Source organism: Nocardia sp. NBC_01327 (assembly GCF_035958815.1).
Lineage (GTDB): Bacteria > Actinomycetota > Actinomycetes > Mycobacteriales > Mycobacteriaceae > Nocardia.
On record NZ_CP108383.1, the window covers coordinates 7569032 to 7588582 of the forward strand.

Below are 19551 nucleotides of genomic sequence, written 5' to 3' on the forward strand. Positions count from 1 at the left end.
CAGCCTCGACACGCCGAGCGGCGCTATACGCCGTCAGACTGTGAGGATGGTGCGACCGGAGGCGGCGCGGGCCTCGATGGCGGCATGCGCGGCGGCGGCGTCGGCCAGCGGGAAGCTCTGGCCGATGACCACTTCGAGCCGCCCGGCCGCCACCTCCGCGTGCGCCCGCTCGTGCAGCGCCGGCCAATCGACATCGCTGCCGGTGAGCTCGAACAGCGAGACCACCGTGATGTCCTGCGCCGCAGCCGCTTCGGCATCGATCGGCGCGAATCCCCCGGCGGCATTGCCGTATCCGATGATCCGGCCGCCCGCGGCGGTGACCGCCAGGGCGGCCGCGCCGATCGCACCGCCCGCGCCGTCGAGCACCACCTGCACACCGCCGGTGCGCGCCCGCACCTGATCCACCCAGTCGGGCTGCGAGTAGTCGACCACCTCGTGTGCGCCGAGTCGTTGCGCCAGTGCGAGTTTGGCCGCACCGCGCGCCGCCGCGATGACCCGCGCACCCGCCGATCGGGCGAGCTGGATCAGCAATGTGCCCAAACCGCCTGCGGCAGCGGTGATCAGCACCCATTCGCCCGGCTGAATGGCGGCCCGATCGATGATCGCCATCACGGTGCGGCCGTCATGGGCAAGGGCCACAGCCTGTTCCAGGCTCAATTCCTCGGGCACGACCGCGAGGGTGCCCACCTTGGCGAGGGCCTTCTCGGCGTAACCACCGGTCGGGGTGCCGCTGCCGATCCCGCTGGCGGCGGTCGGCGTGGCCACGCGCCTGCCGATCCAGGCCGGATCGACGTCCGGTCCGACCGACTCGATCACGCCCGAGATCGCGCCGCCGGGCACGAACGGCGGTGCGACCGGGAAGAAGTCCTTGGCCCAGCCATTGCGCAGCAGGGTATCGAGGAACATCACGTCCGCCGCGGCGACGGCGACCACCACCTCGCCCGCACCGGCCACCGGATCGGGCGCCTCGCTGACCATCAGCACCTCGGGTCCACCGAACGTCTTCGCTTCGACAACTCGCATTGTTCCGCCTCTCTGGTTGTTCCGCTCGGACACCAGCCTCCGACCTCGACAAAGGTTGAGGTCAAGTCGCGGCGTCCGCATTACGCGCAGAGCGAACCCCCCGCCGAACTACATCTGACGCATGGCGAACCACATACGCCCGGGCGAAAGGTCCGGTGTGCTCGGCACAACAACGACGTTTGCCAAGCCACTGACCTTGGATTCTGCCGACGCCAATATCGAGAGTGAGTCATTTTCGAGGCAAGCAGTCTTGACTACGACTCAGTAATTCGCCTACGGTTTGCCTCGAACCCCGGCACCCGCGGAAGGAATCCGAGATGACCACGCAGCAGTACCTCGAACAGGTCCGCGCGGCCACCGATGCCCGAGAGGCCGCCAAAGAGGCGGCGCAGATGGCAGACGACCTCTGGCGCAACAAGATCAAAGAGGCCACGGTCGCGGGCGCACGCGTCTTCCTCATCGCCAAGGCCGCCGGTGACATCACCACCTCCCGCGTCTATCAAATCCGCGACGGCGTGCGCACCGGCAGTCGCTAGCCGGCCGATCGCCCACGATCCGGGGCCCGGTCACGTGTCCCGAACTCGAGGCAGCCGCATGCGACAATGGCACCGTGCATGAGCCGTTGAAACAGTGGGTCGAGGAGCTGACGGGGGGCGACAGCACCCGGGCAATGGCCGTGGTGACAGGCATCCCGCAGGCCACCCTCGCCCGGCATCTGACAATGGCGACACCCCCGGTGGAGACGCTGATCGAGATCGCCCGCGCCTACAGCGCCAATCCGGTCGAGGTGCAGGTGGTCGCCGGCATCATCACCGAAGCCGAGGCACAGCGCGCCGGTTCCGGCAGCGCGATCCGGCAGGCGAGCACCCGGCAATTGCTCACCGAATTATTGCGACGGGATAAAGAGGAGAACGACGCGCCGCGTCGCAAACCCTCGCGCGGCGAGGCCGGCGCCAGGCTGTTCCAGTGAACAACGCCGTTCCGATGCTGGCCGCGCTCCTCGCCGCCACCGCCGCGGCGGTGCGTGCGCCGCGCTGGCGCAATCCGGTATCGCGGCCATTGACCCTCGGTCTGGCGCTACTGGCGGTGTGGGCGCTGCTGCGCGCACCGGCGATCAACCGCTGGGGTGACGATCTCACCACGTCGGCAACACAATTGGAGCGACTGCCCGGACTGATAGCCGATGTCTCGCTGGTGGCGGCCGGAGTGCTGCTCGCCATTGCCGTCGCCCAGGCCTGGGGCCGTTCCGGGCTGATCAGGGCGGCGTACACGGCGCTGGTCGCGGTCGAGGTCGTACTCCTGGCGACCTATGACCCCTTCGACGCGCCCGAGTGGGTGCTCACCGCACAGAAGTGGGTCATCGCCGCAGCCGTAACCCTGGGCAGCGCTGCGATATTCGCGGCGGCCTGCATCACCTATCGCGCCCTGCCCTCCCGGCTGCGTCTGCCCATGGCCGTATTCATGCTGGGCGGGCTGCTCGGCGTGATCGTCGGCATCATCCGGGGAGTTGTCCTGCTGCTGCCCGACGTTCACCTCGGTGACTCCTGGGCCGTGCTGGGGAGTCTTCCGGTCTACGCCTTCGCGATAGGGTCGCTGATAGCCGCCGCTCGCACCCGCAATGCCACTAGTACCGAGAAGTAGCGGACCAAGAGTGAGACGGCATTCGATGCCGTCAGCGGTCCCCGGCCCCAGATCACCGAGAACCCCTGCTGTACAGCGGATTGCCGTCGCCGGAAGTTCGTCCCAACTATCGGGACTGCGCTTTGCCAGGCCGGTTTCCCTCAGGTAGCGCCAACCTTCCGAGCCGCCTATGCTCGTCCGCTAGATCCGAATCCGCTTGTCGGTCCGCACATTTCACGTGCGAGAGCCGCGGGCGTGCTCGATCCCACCGCGGTGCCTGCCGTGGTGAACGTGAGTGCGGAAGTGCAGAGCTTGTCGGAGTCATCGAATCCCCCAGGCGGCGAGCCGAATACCGTTCGGGGTGCGCGGCTGCCGTTCGGGACGCTGTCGGCGTGTGCCGCAGCGGCCGTCGCGGCGGTATGCGTCGCGATCTTCACCGCGCCCGGCGATATTCGGATCGCGGTGGCGATCAGCGCGAGCATCACCGCTGTACTGCTGTGTGCGGCAATCACCGCGGCGGTGTACTTCCGCGCCCAGATCGGCCGGGAGCGACATCTCGCCGCACTACGGGTGGAGCAGGCCGACGCCCGCACTGCGGCGGTGATCGCCGAGGCCGAGGCGCGACTCTCGGACGGCCACCGTCATATTCAATCCATTACCGAGGCCGGCGCCGAACAGGCGCGCGAGACCAAGGAGAGCGATAACCGGCGGGCGGCGGCCATGGCGGCCTTCGCCGGTGCGGCCGGGCGCATGCAGGCCATGAGCACCAGCATGCTGGCCGAACTGCGCGAAATGGAGCATCGGCACGCCGATCCCAAGGTCCTCGCCGATCTGCTGGAGCTCGATCACCGCACCGCGCAGGCGGGCCGGCTGGCCGACAGCATCGCGGTGCTCAGTGGTTCACGCTCCGGGCGGCGCTGGGCCAAACCCATTGCCATGGAATCGATTCTGCGCGGCGCGATGGGCCGGGTGGCGGGCTATCAGCGAGTGCGGCTGCGGGCCGTCGCCGAGATCGCCATTGCCGGGCATGCGGCCGAGGGCATCATGCACGCGCTGGCCGAACTGCTCGACAATGCCTGCAATTTCTCCCCGCCCACCACCGAGGTGCACGTCTACGCCGCGGAAGTCCCCGCCGGCGTGGTGATCACCATCGAGGACAGCGGCCTGGTGATGAGCGAATCCGCCTTGCGCCGAGCCGAACTCACCGTCTCCGGCCGGGGCGAACCCGGTGCCGCCGATCCCACCCAGCGCGGTAGCCGCTCGCGCTACAGCGGCGCGGGCTCCGACCTGTCCTCACTGTCGGGTACCCGTCTCGGCCTGGCGGTTGTCGGCTACCTGGCCCGCAAACATGATCTCACCGTCTCCTACCGCCCGTCCGCCATCGGCGGCACGGCCGTGGTCGTGGTCGTCCCCCGCGAACTCACCACCCGACTGGATCGCACGCCCGGCTCCCTCGCCGCCATCCCGCTCCCCGCTCGGAGCCCCGGCGCACCGGCCCTCACCAGCGGCGACCCCGGTCGCCCCGCCGCGCTGACCAGCCCGGAACCCGAGCGTCCGGCCGCTGCCCGCGCCGGTGCGGCAACCGCGCGCACCGGCGGAGAGACGGCGCGCACCGGCGCGGCGCCGGCCCTCACCGCCGGGGATGCGGGCAGCGGGCCGAGCCTTACCGCCGCGGATTCGGCACGGCCGAGTTCGCCGCCGATGTTCACGAATTCAGGTCCGTCGCATCCTCCGCATACGGAGTCGACGTATATCCCGCCCGCGTTCACCAGCCGGGAACCGCATCGACCCGGCGCCCCGGCCGAATTCACCGGCGGCGATGCGGCCGGACCTCGCACGAGTCCCGGTATGCGGCGCATCGATGCCTTTCTCGCCGACGCCGATTCCGCGCTCTTCGGCGTGACCAGCGCGAGTGCCGTGAATGCCCTGGCATTCCCGGAGGGCGCGGCCGGGTTCTCGGGCAGCACTTCGGCTTTGGCCGACCGGTCGATCGAGGCGGCCGCAGTCGAGGAGAACGCCCCGACCTCCACCGTGTCCGGGCTGCCCAGGCGCCGGCGCGGTCAAACGCTCGCGGCCGTGCATCCCGAGGGGCTGGCCGCGCTGCACGATCCCGCGGGCCCCGCCCATGCCCGGCCGGTGTCCCCGTCCGCGCTGGGCGCCTTCCAGCGCGCGGTGAACGGGCGCGAGAATGCCAGTGCCGCAACCCCTTCCCCGTCCGCCTTGGAGACCGATAAATGACATTGTCCGCAACTCAGCTGGGCTGGCTGCTGGAGCAGCTGCTCACCCGTACCCCGCGCGCCAGGCATGCCCTGCTGCTGTCGGGTGACGGCCTGAAGATCTGCCATACCCCGGAACTGGGGAATGACAGCGCCGATCAGCTGGCCGCGATCGCCGCTGGTATTCAAAGCCTTTCGCACGGCGCCTCCGTGGAGTTCGGTGACGGCCGCGGGGGTGTGCGCCAGTCCATGACCGAGTTCTACGGCGGCATTCTGTTCATCGTCGAGGCCGGGGTGGGCGCGCATATCGCGGTGGTCGCCGCGGAGGACGCCGATGCCGGGCTGGTCGGCCACAATATGCGCGAGCTGGTAGAGCAGCTGGGCGAACACCTCGCCGCCGCACCGCGCACCCGCGAGACCCCTGGCGCGCCGGTGCGCGATACCGTGGCGCCACGAGGAGCGGGCGTGTCGTGACCAGGCCAGACGAGGATCCGGACCGGCTGTACACGCTGACCGGCGGCCGCAGCAGCCCGGATTCCGACGCCTTCGATCTCGTGACTCTTGTTGTCAGCGAGAGCGATCCGGCGCCGGGCATGCAATCGGAGCATGCGGCCATCCTCGAGATCTGCCGGGCGCCGACCGCCGTCGTGGAGATCGCGGCGGAGCTGCGGCTACCGGTCGGCATAGTCACGATCCTGCTGTCGGACCTGCTGCACGCGGGCCGGATCACCGTGCGGCATCCGCGGCACAACCCAGCCACGCAATGGCATTCGCTGCCCGACACCACCACCCTGGAGAAGGTGCTCGTTGGACTCCGCAACCTTTGACCCCCGGCCGTCCCGCGCCGACGCACCCCTGCACGCCTCGGCCAGCCAAGGCCTCAAGATCGTCATCGTCGGCGGTTTCGGCGTCGGCAAGACGACAATGGTGCGCGCTGTCAGTGAGATTCGGCCCCTGGACACCGAGGCCACCATGACCCAGGTCAGTGTGGGCGTCGACGATCTGGCGGGCGCGCCGGGCAAATCGACCACCACGGTGGCCTTCGACTTCGGCCGTATCACCATCGACGCCGAACATGTGCTGTACCTGTTCGGCGCGCCCGGACAGGAGCGCTTCTGGTTCCTGTGGGACCGGCTGTTCACCGGGGCGCTGGGCGCCATCGTGCTGGTGGATCAGCGCCGAATCGCCGACTCCTGGTACGCCATCGACCGGCTGGAACATCAGCGCACCCCGTTCATCGTGGCGTGCAACAACTTCGGCGAGTCCTATCGGCCCGCCGAGGTGCGCGAGGCGCTGGATCTGGATCCGCACGTGCCGCTCGTCGATTGTGATGCCCGCCACCGTGATTCGTGCAAACAGGTGCTGATCACGCTGGTCGAGTATCTCTACACACCGGAGAACGTTCGATGACCCCGACCGAACGACAGTATTGCCCGGTGCAGCCCGGTGCGGTGCCGCTGGGCGGGCCGCGCTTCCAGGCCGACCCGCATCACCTCTACAACGATATGCGGCGCGAGCACGGTTCGGTGGTCGCCGTCGAACTCCCCGGCGGCGTACCCGCCTGGCTGGTCATCGGTTATCGCGAAATGCACCAGGTCACCAACAGTCCCGAACTGTTCCCGCGTGATGTGAGCCTGTGGAACCAGTGGGGCAATATTCCGGAGGACTGGCCGCTGCTGCCCATGGTCGGCCAGCCCATGCCGTCCATCTATTTCACCGCCGGGGTCGAGCATCGCCGGCATCTGGCCATGGTCGAGCCCGCGCTCGAATCGGTGGATCCCTTCGAATTGCGCCGCATCTGTGAGGATTTGGCGGATCGGCTGATCGACGGATTCTGTGGTCGCGGCACCGCCGAACTGATGGCCGAATTCGCCGAACCGCTGCCGGTGCTGGCGCTGGGCGCACTACTGGGGCTGCCGAAAGAGGAAGGGCCACATCTGGCCTGGAGCATGAAGGTGATGGCCGACGGCGGCGCGGACGCCCAGGGTGCGCACCTGCAGTTCATGGGGCATATGCAGCGGCTGGTGGCCATGAAGAAGGCCGTGCCGGGCGATGATCTGGTCTCGCGCATGCTCGCCTATCCCACACCGTTCACCGATGAGGAGTACGTCAACGACCTGATGGCGATCACCGCCGCCGGTCATCTGACGACCTCCGACTGGGTCGGAAACTCGGTGCGGCTCATGCTCACCGACGATCGCTTCGCCGCGGCGCTGGGCGGTGGCCGGCGCAGTATCAGCCAGGCCATGAACGAGGTGCTGTGGGAGGAGGGCCCGACCTCCATTCTCGCCGGGCGCTGGGCCGCCCGCGACACCCGGCTGGGCGACAAGGTGATTCGCGCCGGGGATCTGCTGCTGCTGGGCCTGGCCGCGGCCAATACCGATCCGCATGTGCGCCAGCATGTCTCGGATGCGGTGCATACCGGCAACAATGCGCACTTCGCCTTCAGCCACGGGGAATACCGCTGCCCGTTCCCGGCGCAGCATATTGCCGAAATCATCGCCAGGACCGGTATCGAGGTGCTGCTGGACCGGCTGCCCGATCTGGATCTGGCGGTGCCCGCGCAGCAGCTGACGCGCCGGCCTTCGCCGTTCATGCATGGAATGTCCGCTCTTCCAGTTGTTTTCACACCAGTTCGCGCAGTCGGAGGTTTCCAGTGAGTTCAGCATGTCCCCACGCCATGGCGATCGATCCCATGGTCGGTGATCTGGCCGGCGAGACCGCCACCCTGCGCGCCGCCGGGCCGCTCACCCGTATCGAACTGCTCGGCGCCCCCGCCTGGACCGTGACCGATCATTCGCTGGCCCGCCAGCTGCTCACCGATGCCCGGCTCGTCAAGGACATCAATGCCTGGGGGCTGTGGACCTCGGGTGTGGTGACCCGGCAGTGGCCGCTCATCGGCATGATCGATGCCGGGCGTTCCATGTTCACCGTGGACGGGTCCGAGCACCGCCGCCTGCGCATCAAGACCACGCAGGCGCTGACCGCGCGCCGGCTGGAAGCGTTGCGGCCGTTCATCGAAGCGCTCACCGCCGAACTGCTCGACGATCTGGAGACTGCGGCGCAGGAGGGCGCAGTCGTCGATCTCAAGCAGGTTTTCGCCTACCCGCTGCCCATGCGCGTGATCAGTGAGCTCATGGGGGTGCCGCCGGCCGATCAGGCCATGCTGCTGGACCGGTACAAGAAATTCTTCTCGATGATGACGCCGCAGGACGAGCGGCTGCGCGTGATCGATGAGCTGGACGTCTATTTCACCGAGATGGTGCGCCGCAAGACCGCGGCGCCGGGCGACGATCTCACCAGCGCGCTCATCTTGGCCGACGAGGGCGGCGATCCGCTCACCGAGGAGGAGGTGGTCGGCAATCTCAAGGCGCTGGTCGCCGCCGGGCACGAGACCACCGTGAGCCTCATTGTGAATGCGGTGCGCGCCTTGCTCTCTCGCCCCGAGCAGCTGGAGACGGTGCGCAGCGGCGATGCGGAGTGGAAGCAGGCCATCGAGGAAACCCTGCGCTACGACGGTCCGGTCACGCATCTGCTCATGCGCTTCGCCACCGAGGACATCACCGTGGGCGACACCGTGATCGAGCGCGGTGAGGGCGTGGTCATGTCCTACCGCGCGATCGGCCGCGACACGGCCATTCACGGCGAGGATGCCGATGAATTCGACGTCACCCGCCCGACCGCGGGACGCAATATCTCCTTCGGCTACGGCCCGCACATCTGCCCGGGCGCGGCGCTGGCCCGGCTGGAGGCCTCGATCGGCCTGCCCGCGCTGTTCGACCGCTTCCCCGGTCTGAAACTCGCTGTGCCGGAGCAGGAAATCGGCAATCTGCCGGTGCTCACCCAGAACGATGTGGCGGCGCTGCCGGTCCACATCTGATGCCGTGCGCCGTGGTGGCTCGAATTTTCGAACCACCACGGCGACAGATCCCGCATCTCCCCGAGATGGCAGCGACTTCCTGGCATGCTGTGCCGCGTGATGACCAAGGGAGCATGGATCTCGACCGCAGTGTGCGCGGTACTGCTGAGCGCCGGATGCGGTGGGAGCACCAGCGATACGAAGGCTACCTCCGCCGGCCCGGCGCCGAGCACACCGCGCGATCAACTGGTGCTGGCCGCCGCGGAATTCCCCGCCGACACCACACCGCTGGATCTGCCGCCGGACAAGCTGCGCTCCAGCGTCTCCGATCTCGGTGACGCCATGGCGAATTCGACGGTCACGCCCGCGGACTGCAAACAGCCGCAGGTGGATCTGGCCGCCCTCAGCAATGACCTGATCGGCAGTTCGGCCGTAGCGGCCGCCACCACCGAAGATATGACCGTCTACGTGGAATTCGTCGCGAACAAGCTGGCCGACACCCGAACCATGGCCGCCACCAATGAGAAATGCGCCGCCCTCACCTCCGCCAGCACGGTGAACGGCCAGCACATCGACACCGTCGTCAAAATGGAGCGCCTCCCCTCCCCCAACGCCCTCTCCGGCGTCCAAACCCTCGCCTACCGCGCCACCAGCACCAGCACCGTCTCCGACACCAAACCCCAAACCCGCACCTCCTACCAGGCCTGGGCCACCCTGCGCGGCATGACGGTCGGCGTCCGCGCCGCCGCCCTCGCCGGCACCCCCGACCAAGCCGAATTCGAAAAACTCTTCACCGACGCCGTACAAAAGGTCCGCACCGCCCAGTAAGACGCGAGTCAGCGGTGGCAGCACGGTGTCGGGGAGATGTTCGTGTTCCGGGCACGCTGATGTAATGCGACACGCACTGATGTCCGTCTTGTCCTGCTACCGTCGAATTAGCGACATCAGCTAGGCAAGGAGCACGACATGGGCATTATCGTCATGATCGTTATCGGTCTCATCGCCGGTGCCATCGCCCGACTCCTCGTCCCGGGTAAGGAAAATTTCGGGTGGATCGGGACCATCCTGCTGGGCATTGTCGGTGGCTACGTGGGCGGGACCCTGGGGAGTCTGGTCTTCGCACCGCACAAGTTCAGCGTTCATGCACCGGTGCAGCACACGTTCCTCGGGGCGATCGTCGGCGCGGTCGTTCTGCTGGTCATCTACAAGTTCGTGCGCGCCCGCGTCTGAGGCGCGACCGCGCAATTGCCATGCGGCAGTGGGACTGCCGCATGGCGGTGCGTCAGTTCGTCGCGCGCAGGATTCGGGGTGTGTTGCCCGCACTCGGCTGCGGTGACGTCCCGGTATATCCGGCGATCACCTCGGTCGCGGTCCGATCTTCGACCTCGGTGAATGCGGCGTCGGCCAGCACCGACGCCATATCGTCCGCGGTGAAGAAGCTCAGGAACGGTTCACCGACCGCGCCCACTCGATCGGCGCGGGCCTTGAGGTCGGTCGCTTCCTCGGAAGTTGTTGCGGGAACCAGGTAGTCGAGCACCACCTGGGTCGGCGGCGTCTGCTGGGCGATGTACTTCAGCGTGCCCGAGATAGCATCGCGGGTCAGGTACATGACCACGCCGAGCCAGACGAAGACAGCAGGCTCGTCACGCGGGAACCCGGCCTCGGCCAAACCTTCTGCCAACGTGCGCGTTTCGAAGTCGATAGGGACGAAGGCGAGGGAATCGGGCACGTCGATACCCGATTCCGCCAGCCGATGACGCTTCCACTCCTGGGTATCGGGATGGTCGACCTCGTACACCCGCAGCTCGGGAAACGGATTGCGGTAGGCGAAGGTATCCAGGCCCGCACCGAGGATCACGACCTGCCGCGTACCGGCCGCGACGGCGGCGCGCACCGTGTCCTCGGCGAAGCGCGCCCGGCCCGCCAGGAACATCCGCCGCCGGCGCGGCCATCTGGGGTCACCCGATTCCAGCGTCGCCGTATTACGTTCGATCAGCTCGGCCTCGTCCACGCCGAGAATCTGCATGGCCAGCGGATCGGTGAATACCCGTGGCTCATCGGCGATCTGATGGTAGGCGCGCTGGTATGCCGTTGCCAGTGCAGTGCGGCTCGGTTGACCCAGTTCCATATAGCGTTCCTCTGCCATTCCTGATTCGGTTCAGCGACTGCGTATCTCGACTCGCACCTACGCTTGCCGCTTACAGCAGCCCGCGCAATCGGAGATCCGTCACGTACTTGCGAATCAGCTCCGGCCCCAGATGCGGGATATCGTGATCGACGCCGATCTCGGCCTCCTGCACGGCGGCCTGGAATCGCTTGGCGGGCAGTACCGATCCCGGAATCGGAACGCCCGGATACCGGTACGCGTGCAGCAGCGGCAACACCGAATTCTGCCGCTGCTGCTCGGGCAGCGCCCGCAGTGCCGTCTCGAAGCGGGCGAACCAGGCGTCGTAATCGTCGAACCGTTCGATGGGATGACCGTCCTCGATCAGCCAGTCCACGAACTCGTCGAGCGAAATCCCGTCGTCGTGCGGATTGAACACGTCGAAGGTCCGGAACCCCGCGGTGGCACGCGCCCCCAGCGTGGTGATCGCCTCGGCGGTGAAATCGGCGGGCAGGCCGTCGTAGTGGGCACGCCGCCGACTTCCGGCACTGTCGGTGCGGTAGAACGACTTCGGTGCGATCCCGGTGGCGAGCAGGCTCAGCAGCAGGCGGCTGAACATATCGGTCAGATTGAACTGGCCCGCGAAGGTGCTGTGCGCCAGGATCATATCCGAACGGAATACCGCGACCGGCAGTCCGCACAGATCGTTGGCCTCGCGCAGCAGGACCTCGCCCGCCCACTTGCTATTGCCGTAACCGTTCGCATACCCGTCGCCGACAACACGTTCCGCGCTGATCTCGCGAATATCGCCGTCCTCGTCGAAGAACTCCGGGTCGACCTGATCGGCCACCCCGACGGTGGACAGGTAGGTGACCGGCTTCAACCGGGTCGTGATCGCCAGCCGGATGACCTCGGCGGTACCGACCACATTGGGGCCGAACAACTGGTCGTACGGCAGCACATGATTGACCAGCGCGGCCGGATGCACGATCAGGTCGGCCGTTTCGGCGAGCTGCTGCCAATCCGCCTGGCTCAGGCCGAGATTCGCATCACCGATATCACCGGCGAGTACCTGTAGTCGCCGGTCGGCCAGGTCCCGGTAGGTACGCAGCAGCTCTGTATCACCGGTGTCGAAGGCCGCGTCCAGCCGTGCCCGCGCCGCTTCGGCGGTGCTGCCGCGGACGACGCAGACGAGAGTGCCGTCCACCTCGTCCATGCGCCGCAGCCATTCCAGGCACAGGAACCGGCCGAGGTAGCCATTGGCTCCGGTCAGCAGCACCGTGCGCGGTCGCTCGACAACCCCCGGAACCTCCGTGGCGGCAGCGAGTGTCGCGGCATCGATGAATTTGCCCAGGGTCAGATCGGCGGCGCGGATCTGCGGACCCGCACCGTGCACCGAGGCGGGCGTGGGGCGGCGGACAACCGAATTCCGCTCTTGCTCAATATATTTCGCCAGTCCGGCAAGATCGTTGGCCGGGCTGACAATCACGCCCACCGGCACCTCGACCCCGAAGATCTCCTGCAGCAGCGTCGAGAACGACAGCGCCGACAGCGAATCGCCGCCCAGATCGGCGAAGTGCACATCGGGCCGCAGATCCGTTTCGGCGCAACTCAGCAGCGCCCGTGCCGCGCGCCCGACACTCTCGAGCACCGGGCGCTGCGCGGCCTCGGACCGCAGAGCCGCCAGCTCATCGGCCTGCTGGGTGGCCAGGTCGGTGTACAACTGCTCGAGTCGCTCCCCGTAGCGCTCTTTGAGCTTGGGCCGCAGGGCCTTTCCGATACCCGACAGCATGCCGTTCTCCATGGTGAACGGCTCGGACTCGATGAGGAAGGCGCGCGGAATCTCGTAGGATTCGAGCTCGGCATCCTTCGCCAGCCGCTGCAGCGATTCACTCAGCGCCGATTGCAGCGAATCACCGAGTGCGCCGCGCAGCGCCTCCTCGGTGGGCACGATCATCGCGAGCAGATACGCGCGCTCACTGCTGCCGTAGACATAGACCTGCTTGATCAGCGGGCTGGTCGAGTACACCGCCTCCAGCTTGGCGACGGTCACGAACTCGCCCTGCGACAGCTTCAGCACATTATTGCGGCGGTCGACGTAGACCAGCTCGTCCGGCCCGAGTTCGGCGACGATATCGCCGGTCCGATAGAAGCCGTCCTCATCGAATATCTCGGCGGTGACCTCCGGCCGCCGGTAGTACCCGGGGATCATGACCGTGGACTTGAGCAGCAGCTCACCGCGCGGGTGCGGCTTATCGGTGCGGAAGTAGCCGAGATCGGGTACATCGACCAGTTTGTAATCGATGACCGGCGGACGATTGATCCGATTGTCCATTAGAATCCCGCCGCCGGCCTCGGTCGAACCGTAACCGTCGTGCAGTTCGAACTCGAGCACGGACTCCATGAAGGACTTCATATCGGCGGAGATCGGCGCACTGCCGACGATCGCGCCGAACAACCGGCCGCCCAGCAATTGTTCCCGCAGTTCGGATTTCACCTGCCGTTCCGTCGTCTCCGGGTCCGCACCGGTGACGAGTCGGCGGGCCACCTCACCCTGGTAGCGCTGGAAGATCATGTCGCACACGCGCGGTACGAAGAAGAACTCCGTCGGCCGCACCAGCGCGATATCTTCGAACAGGGTCGACAGATCGCTCGCGGCCGCGAAGTGGGCGGTACCGCCCCGGGCGATCGCCCCGATAAGCGCCATGCGACCGGCCACATGGCTCATCGGCATGTAGTTGAAATTGATTGCGGGCACGGGAGATCGCGCCGGTCCGCCGATCCACATGGACGCCACCAGGCGCTGCGGGTACATCGCGCCCTTCGGCGCACCGGTGCTGCCGGAGGTGTAGATGAGCAGTGCGAGCGGATCCTCGTCCGGGCCCGGCGTGAACGGCTGCGCGGGCGGCAATGCCCGCCCGCGCTCGAGCACCTCTTCCAAGGTCTCGACGGTCACGGCACTGCCGGCCTCCGCCAGCCGTGCACGCGCGGATTCCAGTGCCGCACAGTGATAGTCGTCATCGCCATGATGATCGAAGACCAGCAGCTGCAGCGGTTCCCGGGCGGCCAGCACCGAGTCGACCGCGGCGTCGAGCAGCTCCGAGCTGGTGGCGAGCAGTCGCGGCCCAGTTTCGGCGATGATCGAATTCCACTGCGCCACCGAACTACTGGACTGCAACGGCACACAGACCAGACCCGAGATCTGGCAGGCCAGGTCCAGCACGATGTAGTCGGCGCTGGTGAAACCGAGAATGCCGACGAAATCACCGGTGCGCAAGGGATTTCGCGAATCGTGCTGCCAGGCGGCGGCAACGGCGCCGATACTCGCCGACAGCTCCCGGTAGGTGGTCGTCGTGAACCCCGGTAGCAAGCGCCGGGTCCGCCGCCCCGCGTCGTCGGTCACGAGTTCATAGGCGCGCTGCCCGAGAGCGGGGCGATCGGCGTATCCGTCCAGCGCCGTCGTGATGATCTCCGCCAGGCTCTGTCCGGGCTGCTGCATGGCCGCGCTCACCTCGGGGCGCTGCACAGCGGAACTGATCTGTTGATCGGCGAGCAATTCGGCGATGCGCTGCGAGCGCACGGCCTCCGGCGTGTCATTACCCACGTTGACCCTCCTGCGTATCCCCGACCGTGATCACACCCCTGGGCATACCGGTGTCGCCCAGTACCCGAGCGCAATCCGACACATTTAGCCTAGCTAATCAATTCACGGTGCGCTCGCGCCGCCGGAATGTCAAGCACCGGCCGTCGGTGTGATGACGGTGGCGGGCAACAGGGTGCTGACCGCCACCACCATCATGACTCAGGAGGGGTGGATCACGACGACTCAGGCCGCATAGCGAACGAGGGCGAAATTATCGCCCTGCGCGGGGTCGGTGGTCGTTCCGGCCACCAGGATCTTGCCGTCCGCCTGCACCGCGGCGGCATTGCCGTGGTCGGCCTGGGTCCCCAGATCCGTCGACACCGTGCCGCCGGTGCCGAAGCTCGGATCGAGCTTGCCATCGGCGGTGTACCGAGCCAGCGCGATATTGTCGCCGGTCTGCGTGCCGTGGCTCGTTCCGACGGCCACGATCCTGCCACCGGACTGCAGTACCACCGCCTGCGCGATATCGGCCTTACCGCCGAAGTCGGTGACCGTCTTGCCATTGTCGCCGAAGGCGCTGTCCAGCTTGCCATCCGAGGCGTAGCGGACCACCGCGAAATTATCGCCCTGTACCGGATCGTGCGTCGAACCGGCCACCACGAACTTGCCATCCTGCTGCAGTGCCACCGCATTGGCGCGATCGGCGGTGGTGCCCAGATCGCTGACCACCTTGCCACCGGCGCCGAAGGTAGCATCCAGCTTGCCGTCCGAGGTGTAGCGCGCGATAGCGAAGTCGTCACCGGAGGTCGTGCCCGCGCTGGTGCCGACCGCGAGAATCCGGCCGTCGGTCTGGACGGCCACCGCATTGGCGACATCGGCCTGACCGTCGAAATCGGTCACCGTCTTACCGCCGTCACCGAAGGCCATGTCCTGCTTGCCATCCGCGGTGTAGCGCACCACCGCGAAATTATCGCCCTGCACAGCGTCGTGCATGGATCCGGCGACCACGATCGCGCCATCCGTCTGCAGCGCAACGGCATTGGCATGATCGGCATCGGTGCCCAGATCCGTCACGACCTTGCCGCCGGTGCCGAAGCTCGCATCCAGCTTGCCGTCCGAGGTATACCGTGCGACGGCGAAATCATCACCGGCCGTCGCGCCCGTGCTGGTGCCGACCGCGACGATCTTGCCATCGGATTGCACCGCAACCGCGTGCACCACATCGGATTTGCCGCCGAAGTCCGTCACGGCCTTGCCGCCGTCGCCGAAGGTGGTGTCCAGCACGCCCTCCGCGGAATAGCGGACCACCGCGAAATTATCGCCCTGCGCCGGATCCTGGGTGGACCCCGCCACCACGATCTTGCCGTCGGACTGCACCGCGATCGCATGGGCGCGATCGGCCGCCGATCCGAGATCGGTGGTCACCTTCCCGCCGGATCCGAACGTGGTATCCAGCACACCGGACGCCACCGGAGTCGAACCCTGCGAGCTCGAGCATCCGCTCAGCGCCAAAATCGCCACCGCGCCGAAAACCATATGGCGCACTGCTTTTCCGCCCGCACCGGGCCGTGGTGAACAAAACATGAGCTACCTCGTTCCACAATTGAATGGGTAGGACGTTGTTCGGCAGATCCACGAAAAACCTGGTCAGTATGGATGCGGGCGGGCACCGGCGTACGCGGTATGAACACGTTCCGCGCGCGCCCGGACGACCGCGCGGCGTGGCGGCATACGGCTCGCGGTCAGACCTCGATGCCGTAGTCGCGGGCGATTCCCGCCAGCCCGGAGGCGTAGCCGCGGCCGATCGCGCGGAACTTCCATTCCGCGCCATGGCGATAGAGCTCACCGCACACCACGGCCGTCTCCTCGGCGGCGTCCTCGGTGAGGTCGTAGCGGGCCAGCTCGGTCTCGGTGGCGCGGTCGACCACCCGGATATAGGCATTGCGGACCTGGCCGAAGGTCTGGCCACGCAGCTCGGCATCGTGAATCGATACGGAGAAAACGACATTCGTGACGGTGGGCGGCAGGGCGACCAGATCGACGGTGATCACCTCGTCGTCGCCCGCCCCGGAACCGGTCAGGTGATCACCGGTGTGTTCTATCGCACCGTCCGGTGAGCGCAGATTGTTGTAGAAAACGAAGTGCTGGTCGGTCGGTACACGTTGATCGCCGCCCACCGCGAGGGCGCTGGCGTCCAGATCGAAATCGTCACCGACAGTGGCGCGTACATCCCAGCCCAGTCCGACCGCCACCGCGGCGAGGTTCGGCGCGCGCCCCGAGAGCGAGACATTGCCGCCGCGCAGCAGGCGCACCCCGCTCGCCTGCGCCGGATCCCAGGGGAAGGCGTTCCACGGCCAGTCACCGGCGGCTTCGGATTCCGGCGGAGCGCCGCTCGCCTCGACCGCCGCGGAACCGTCGTCGAGCTGGTCGGCAATCCGAATGATCCGGCGCTGCAACTCGATCAGTTCGACCAGATCCCGATTCACCGCCAGCCCGGACCCCTGCGCCGCGGTCATCGCCCGGACCGCATCCTCGTGCGCCGCGGATACCGCATCCCGCAGCCGGGCCGCCACCCCCGCTCTGCGCGTGGATGCCGACCGAACCCGAGGTCCCCCCTCATCGGTAGTCACCCTCCCACCGTACCGCGCCGCCACCGCGCCGAAACGCCGCGGCAAACCCGAACTGGCCGTGTTGCTTTGGCCGCACTACCAGCAAGATCGTCCGCGCGGCGGCTACCGGGCCTGTGGCGGCAGCGCGTCGCGCAGCACCTGGACTCCGGCGGTGAGGGCGGAGCCGGCGGTCTGCAGGCTCATGGTGGGTTGTGAACTCAGGACGACCACGGCGTAGCGCAAGTCGGAACCGACCAGTCCAGTTGTGTTGAGGATCAGCGAGGAGGACATCCACATCCAGCCCTGCTTGACCGCCCACGGCGAATCGGAGAGCGCGTCGGGAATGCCGAAGTACTGATCGACGCCGTCGGCCGCGGTCTGGCTGGCATTGCCGAGCGCGTCCAGCACCACCGAGCGCACCGGCGCGGGTGCGCTCGAGGTGAGGTAGCGGTACACAGCCACCACATCCCTTGCGGTGGTGAGCGTTTCGCCCCACTGCCCGGAATCGGCGGCGGGCGTGGTGCCGGACAGGCCGATACGGTCGGCCATGCGCGTCACGATCGCCGCGCCGCCGTGCGACTCCCACAGCTGGTCGGCGATACCGTCGTCACTGGCCGACAGCATGCGCCGCACGGCATCGGTCGTGCTCGAATCGGACTGTGCCGCAGGATCATCGAGCACATCCAGGGCGATCAGCAGTTTCACCACCGAGGCGGTGTAGAACTGCTGATCCTGATTGGTCGCGGCGAGCATCATCCCGCTCTGGGTATCCATGACCTCGATACCGGCCTCGGCGCCCGGCGAGGCGTCCTGGATCGCGGCCAGCATGCGCTCGGCCAGCGCGACCGAGGATACGGTCGACGTGGCGGCGGGTTTCGCATGCGACGGCGGCAATGACGGCACCGGAGCCGGATGCGCGAACGACACCGGCACAGCGAACAGAGTCGAAATTCCCATCGTGGCTACCGCGGCAGCAACCCGTACAACGAAAGCCATGACTCTCCCTCACAACGAACCGGCTGAGCGAGACAGAGCCCGGCAGCTCTACGTCTCGCCGCCGCAGCGAACCATTCGGATAGTACTAATTCCGAATTAATTCGCAAATCCGATGGGTGGGGTATTTGTTACGTTCAGAAGAAGCGACTATTTCCGTAAAATTTCGAGGGCGAACGATTTACCGTGCTACCTCGTAGTAAGAGGACAGGTGAGGCTTCCGCTCACCCGAGATCCGCAGAACTCGGAGATGTGCCATGCACCTTCTGACCACCGAAACGAAAGCCGGACCGGCGCCCTCCCCCCTCGGCGCCGTCGTTCTCGGCCTGTTCCGCATCCTGATCGGCGCCTCGTTCGCCCTGCACGGCTACTCCGAACTCTTCGGAAAACCCGTGCACCCCTACGGCGCCCAGCTCCCCGCCTTCGGCAGCTGGCCGCACTGGTGGGCGGGCATCATCGAGCTGGTGGGCGGCATCGCCGTGGCCCTGGGCCTCGGCACCAGAATCGCCGCCCTGCTCTGCTCTGGGGCGATGGCCTACGCCTTCCTCACCGTGCACCTCAAACACGGCATCCTTCCCATCGTCAACGGCGGCGAACCCGCGGTCCTGTTCTGCTGGTCCTTCTTCCTGATCGCCGTCCTGGGCGCGGGCGCCTTCTCCGCCGACGCCCTGATCACCCGTTTCACCCGCGCACAGCGACATCCGGCCCCGGCTCGGGCGGTAGCGCCACACCTGGGATGAGAATCTCAGCGCCGGCTGAGGAACAGGGTTTGCGTGCTGCGGCCGATCGGGCCCTTCTCGTCGAACAGACGGGATTCGGCCAGCCCCACGCCGGTGCGCTCCGGGTAGGTGGCGGCGTCCAGGCAGACCCATTCGCCGACGGGCTCGCGGTGCAGGGTCACGGTGAGGTCGGTATTGATGAAAACATAGCGGTCCCAGTCCAATACGGCGCTGACGCCATTGCCGGAATCGGCGGCGGCGAGGGTGCGCTCCAGGGGGCTGGGGGTGGTGCCCGCAACGATGGGGTGGCGCAGGCGAATCCAGCAGACGGCCGGACCGGGATCGGTGAAACTTCCGGTGATGAAACGGTATTCGATGGCGGTGTGGAAGCCGACCGGCTGGGTCGACGGGAAGCGCGCGCTGCCCGAGGCGGTGTCCGGGCCGGGGCGGGTGCCGGTGGGCAGAACTTCGGCGGGCAGGTCCAGTTCCGGATCGGCGCTGCGCAGTCGCCAGGCATTGGCCTTCATGACCGGACCCTGCTCGGAGCTCAGCGTGGCCTCGATCAATTCGACGCTGCGACCGGGGCGGACCACCCGCGCCTCGGCCGTGAGCGGGGCGATCGGAATCGGACCGAGGATTTCCACGGCGACGCGGCCGATGCGGAACCCGTCCCGCGGCTCACAGCGCTCGATGACATGCCCGAGCAGCGCCGACGGCGGACCGGCATGCTGCGCGTCCGGCGACCAGGGACCGCGGGTGAGGTCGGTGGAATGGAACCGATCGGGGCTCTCGGGATCCGGTAGGTAGAAGGCATCCATAGTGGTC

The 19551-nt window shown here is 67.2% G+C and carries 19 protein-coding genes; 12 read left to right on the top strand and 7 right to left on the bottom strand.

Annotation, left to right across the window (positions count from 1 at the left end):
- Positions 1–33 precede the first annotated feature (33 nt).
- On the bottom strand, positions 34–1023 hold the full coding sequence (locus tag OG326_RS35005; RefSeq protein ID WP_327141400.1) for a zinc-binding dehydrogenase: 990 nt from the start codon (positions 1021–1023) through the stop codon (positions 34–36).
- A gap of 317 nt (positions 1024–1340) precedes the next feature.
- Here OG326_RS35005 and OG326_RS35010 point away from each other — a divergent pair, with 317 nt between their 5' ends.
- The 11 genes from OG326_RS35010 (at position 1341) to OG326_RS35060 (ending at position 9948) form a co-directional block, all read left to right on the top strand.
- Positions 1341–1559 (top strand): hypothetical protein, encoded by a 219-nt coding sequence (locus OG326_RS35010; protein WP_327141401.1) that lies wholly within the window; start codon positions 1341–1343, stop codon positions 1557–1559.
- A gap of 74 nt (positions 1560–1633) precedes the next feature.
- Complete coding sequence (locus OG326_RS35015; RefSeq protein ID WP_327141402.1) at positions 1634–1993, top strand: hypothetical protein; 360 nt, start codon at positions 1634–1636, stop codon at positions 1991–1993.
- Positions 1990–2664 (top strand): hypothetical protein, encoded by a 675-nt coding sequence (locus OG326_RS35020; RefSeq protein ID WP_327141403.1) that lies wholly within the window; start codon positions 1990–1992, stop codon positions 2662–2664. Before OG326_RS35015 ends, OG326_RS35020 begins: the two co-directional genes overlap by 4 nt.
- A 234-nt stretch (positions 2665–2898) precedes the next feature.
- A complete protein-coding gene (locus tag OG326_RS35025; protein ID WP_327141404.1) occupies positions 2899–4881 on the top strand; it encodes a sensor histidine kinase in 1983 nt (660 codons plus the stop codon).
- Entirely contained in the window at positions 4878–5333 is a 456-nt protein-coding gene (locus OG326_RS35030) for a roadblock/LC7 domain-containing protein (RefSeq protein WP_327141405.1), read from the top strand. The genes OG326_RS35025 and OG326_RS35030 overlap by 4 nt, the downstream gene beginning before the upstream one ends.
- A complete protein-coding gene (locus OG326_RS35035; protein ID WP_327141406.1) occupies positions 5330–5686 on the top strand; it encodes a DUF742 domain-containing protein in 357 nt (118 codons plus the stop codon). Before OG326_RS35030 ends, OG326_RS35035 begins: the two co-directional genes overlap by 4 nt.
- Positions 5667–6269 (top strand): GTP-binding protein, encoded by a 603-nt coding sequence (locus OG326_RS35040; RefSeq protein ID WP_442790864.1) that lies wholly within the window; start codon positions 5667–5669, stop codon positions 6267–6269. Before OG326_RS35035 ends, OG326_RS35040 begins: the two co-directional genes overlap by 20 nt.
- Positions 6266–7519, top strand: a complete 1254-nt coding sequence (locus OG326_RS35045; RefSeq protein WP_327141407.1) for a cytochrome P450 — start codon at positions 6266–6268, stop codon at positions 7517–7519. Before OG326_RS35040 ends, OG326_RS35045 begins: the two co-directional genes overlap by 4 nt.
- A gap of 20 nt (positions 7520–7539) precedes the next feature.
- The gene (locus OG326_RS35050; RefSeq protein ID WP_327141408.1) at positions 7540–8739 is read left to right on the top strand and encodes a cytochrome P450 family protein; all 1200 of its coding nucleotides are present in this window, start codon (positions 7540–7542) and stop codon (positions 8737–8739) included.
- Positions 8740–8835: 96 nt separating this feature from the next.
- Positions 8836–9546, top strand: coding sequence for a hypothetical protein (locus OG326_RS35055; RefSeq protein ID WP_327141409.1), 711 nt, complete (start codon positions 8836–8838; stop codon positions 9544–9546).
- 138 nt (positions 9547–9684) lie between these two features.
- Positions 9685–9948 (top strand): GlsB/YeaQ/YmgE family stress response membrane protein, encoded by a 264-nt coding sequence (locus tag OG326_RS35060; RefSeq protein WP_297620495.1) that lies wholly within the window; start codon positions 9685–9687, stop codon positions 9946–9948.
- 52 nt (positions 9949–10000) lie between these two features.
- Here the strand turns inward: OG326_RS35060 and OG326_RS35065 are convergent, their stop codons facing one another.
- From OG326_RS35065 to OG326_RS35085, 5 genes are all read right to left on the bottom strand, one after another.
- Complete coding sequence (locus tag OG326_RS35065; RefSeq protein WP_327141410.1) at positions 10001–10846, bottom strand: class I SAM-dependent methyltransferase; 846 nt, start codon at positions 10844–10846, stop codon at positions 10001–10003.
- 70 nt (positions 10847–10916) lie between these two features.
- Positions 10917–14426 carry a carboxylic acid reductase gene (gene car, locus OG326_RS35070; protein ID WP_442790865.1) on the bottom strand — a complete coding sequence of 1170 codons (3510 nt, stop codon included), beginning with the start codon at positions 14424–14426 and terminating at the stop codon, positions 10917–10919.
- Between the two features lie 222 nt (positions 14427–14648).
- Positions 14649–15941: a hypothetical protein gene (locus tag OG326_RS35075; RefSeq protein WP_327141411.1), complete on the bottom strand. Its 1293-nt coding sequence runs from the start codon at positions 15939–15941 to the stop codon at positions 14649–14651.
- Positions 15942–16147: 206 nt separating this feature from the next.
- The gene (locus OG326_RS35080; RefSeq protein ID WP_327146676.1) at positions 16148–16717 is read right to left on the bottom strand and encodes a TerD family protein; all 570 of its coding nucleotides are present in this window, start codon (positions 16715–16717) and stop codon (positions 16148–16150) included.
- Between the two features lie 420 nt (positions 16718–17137).
- Positions 17138–17971, bottom strand: a complete 834-nt coding sequence (locus tag OG326_RS35085; protein WP_327141412.1) for a hypothetical protein — start codon at positions 17969–17971, stop codon at positions 17138–17140.
- 293 nt (positions 17972–18264) lie between these two features.
- On the opposite strand from OG326_RS35085, the gene OG326_RS35090 reads away from it, so the two are divergent.
- Complete coding sequence (locus OG326_RS35090) at positions 18265–18747, top strand: DoxX family protein (RefSeq protein WP_327141413.1); 483 nt, start codon at positions 18265–18267, stop codon at positions 18745–18747.
- Positions 18748–18752: 5 nt separating this feature from the next.
- On the opposite strand, the gene OG326_RS35095 is transcribed toward OG326_RS35090, so the two are convergent.
- Entirely contained in the window at positions 18753–19544 is a 792-nt protein-coding gene (locus tag OG326_RS35095; RefSeq protein WP_327141414.1) for a thioesterase family protein, read from the bottom strand.
- Positions 19545–19551 lie beyond the last annotated feature (7 nt).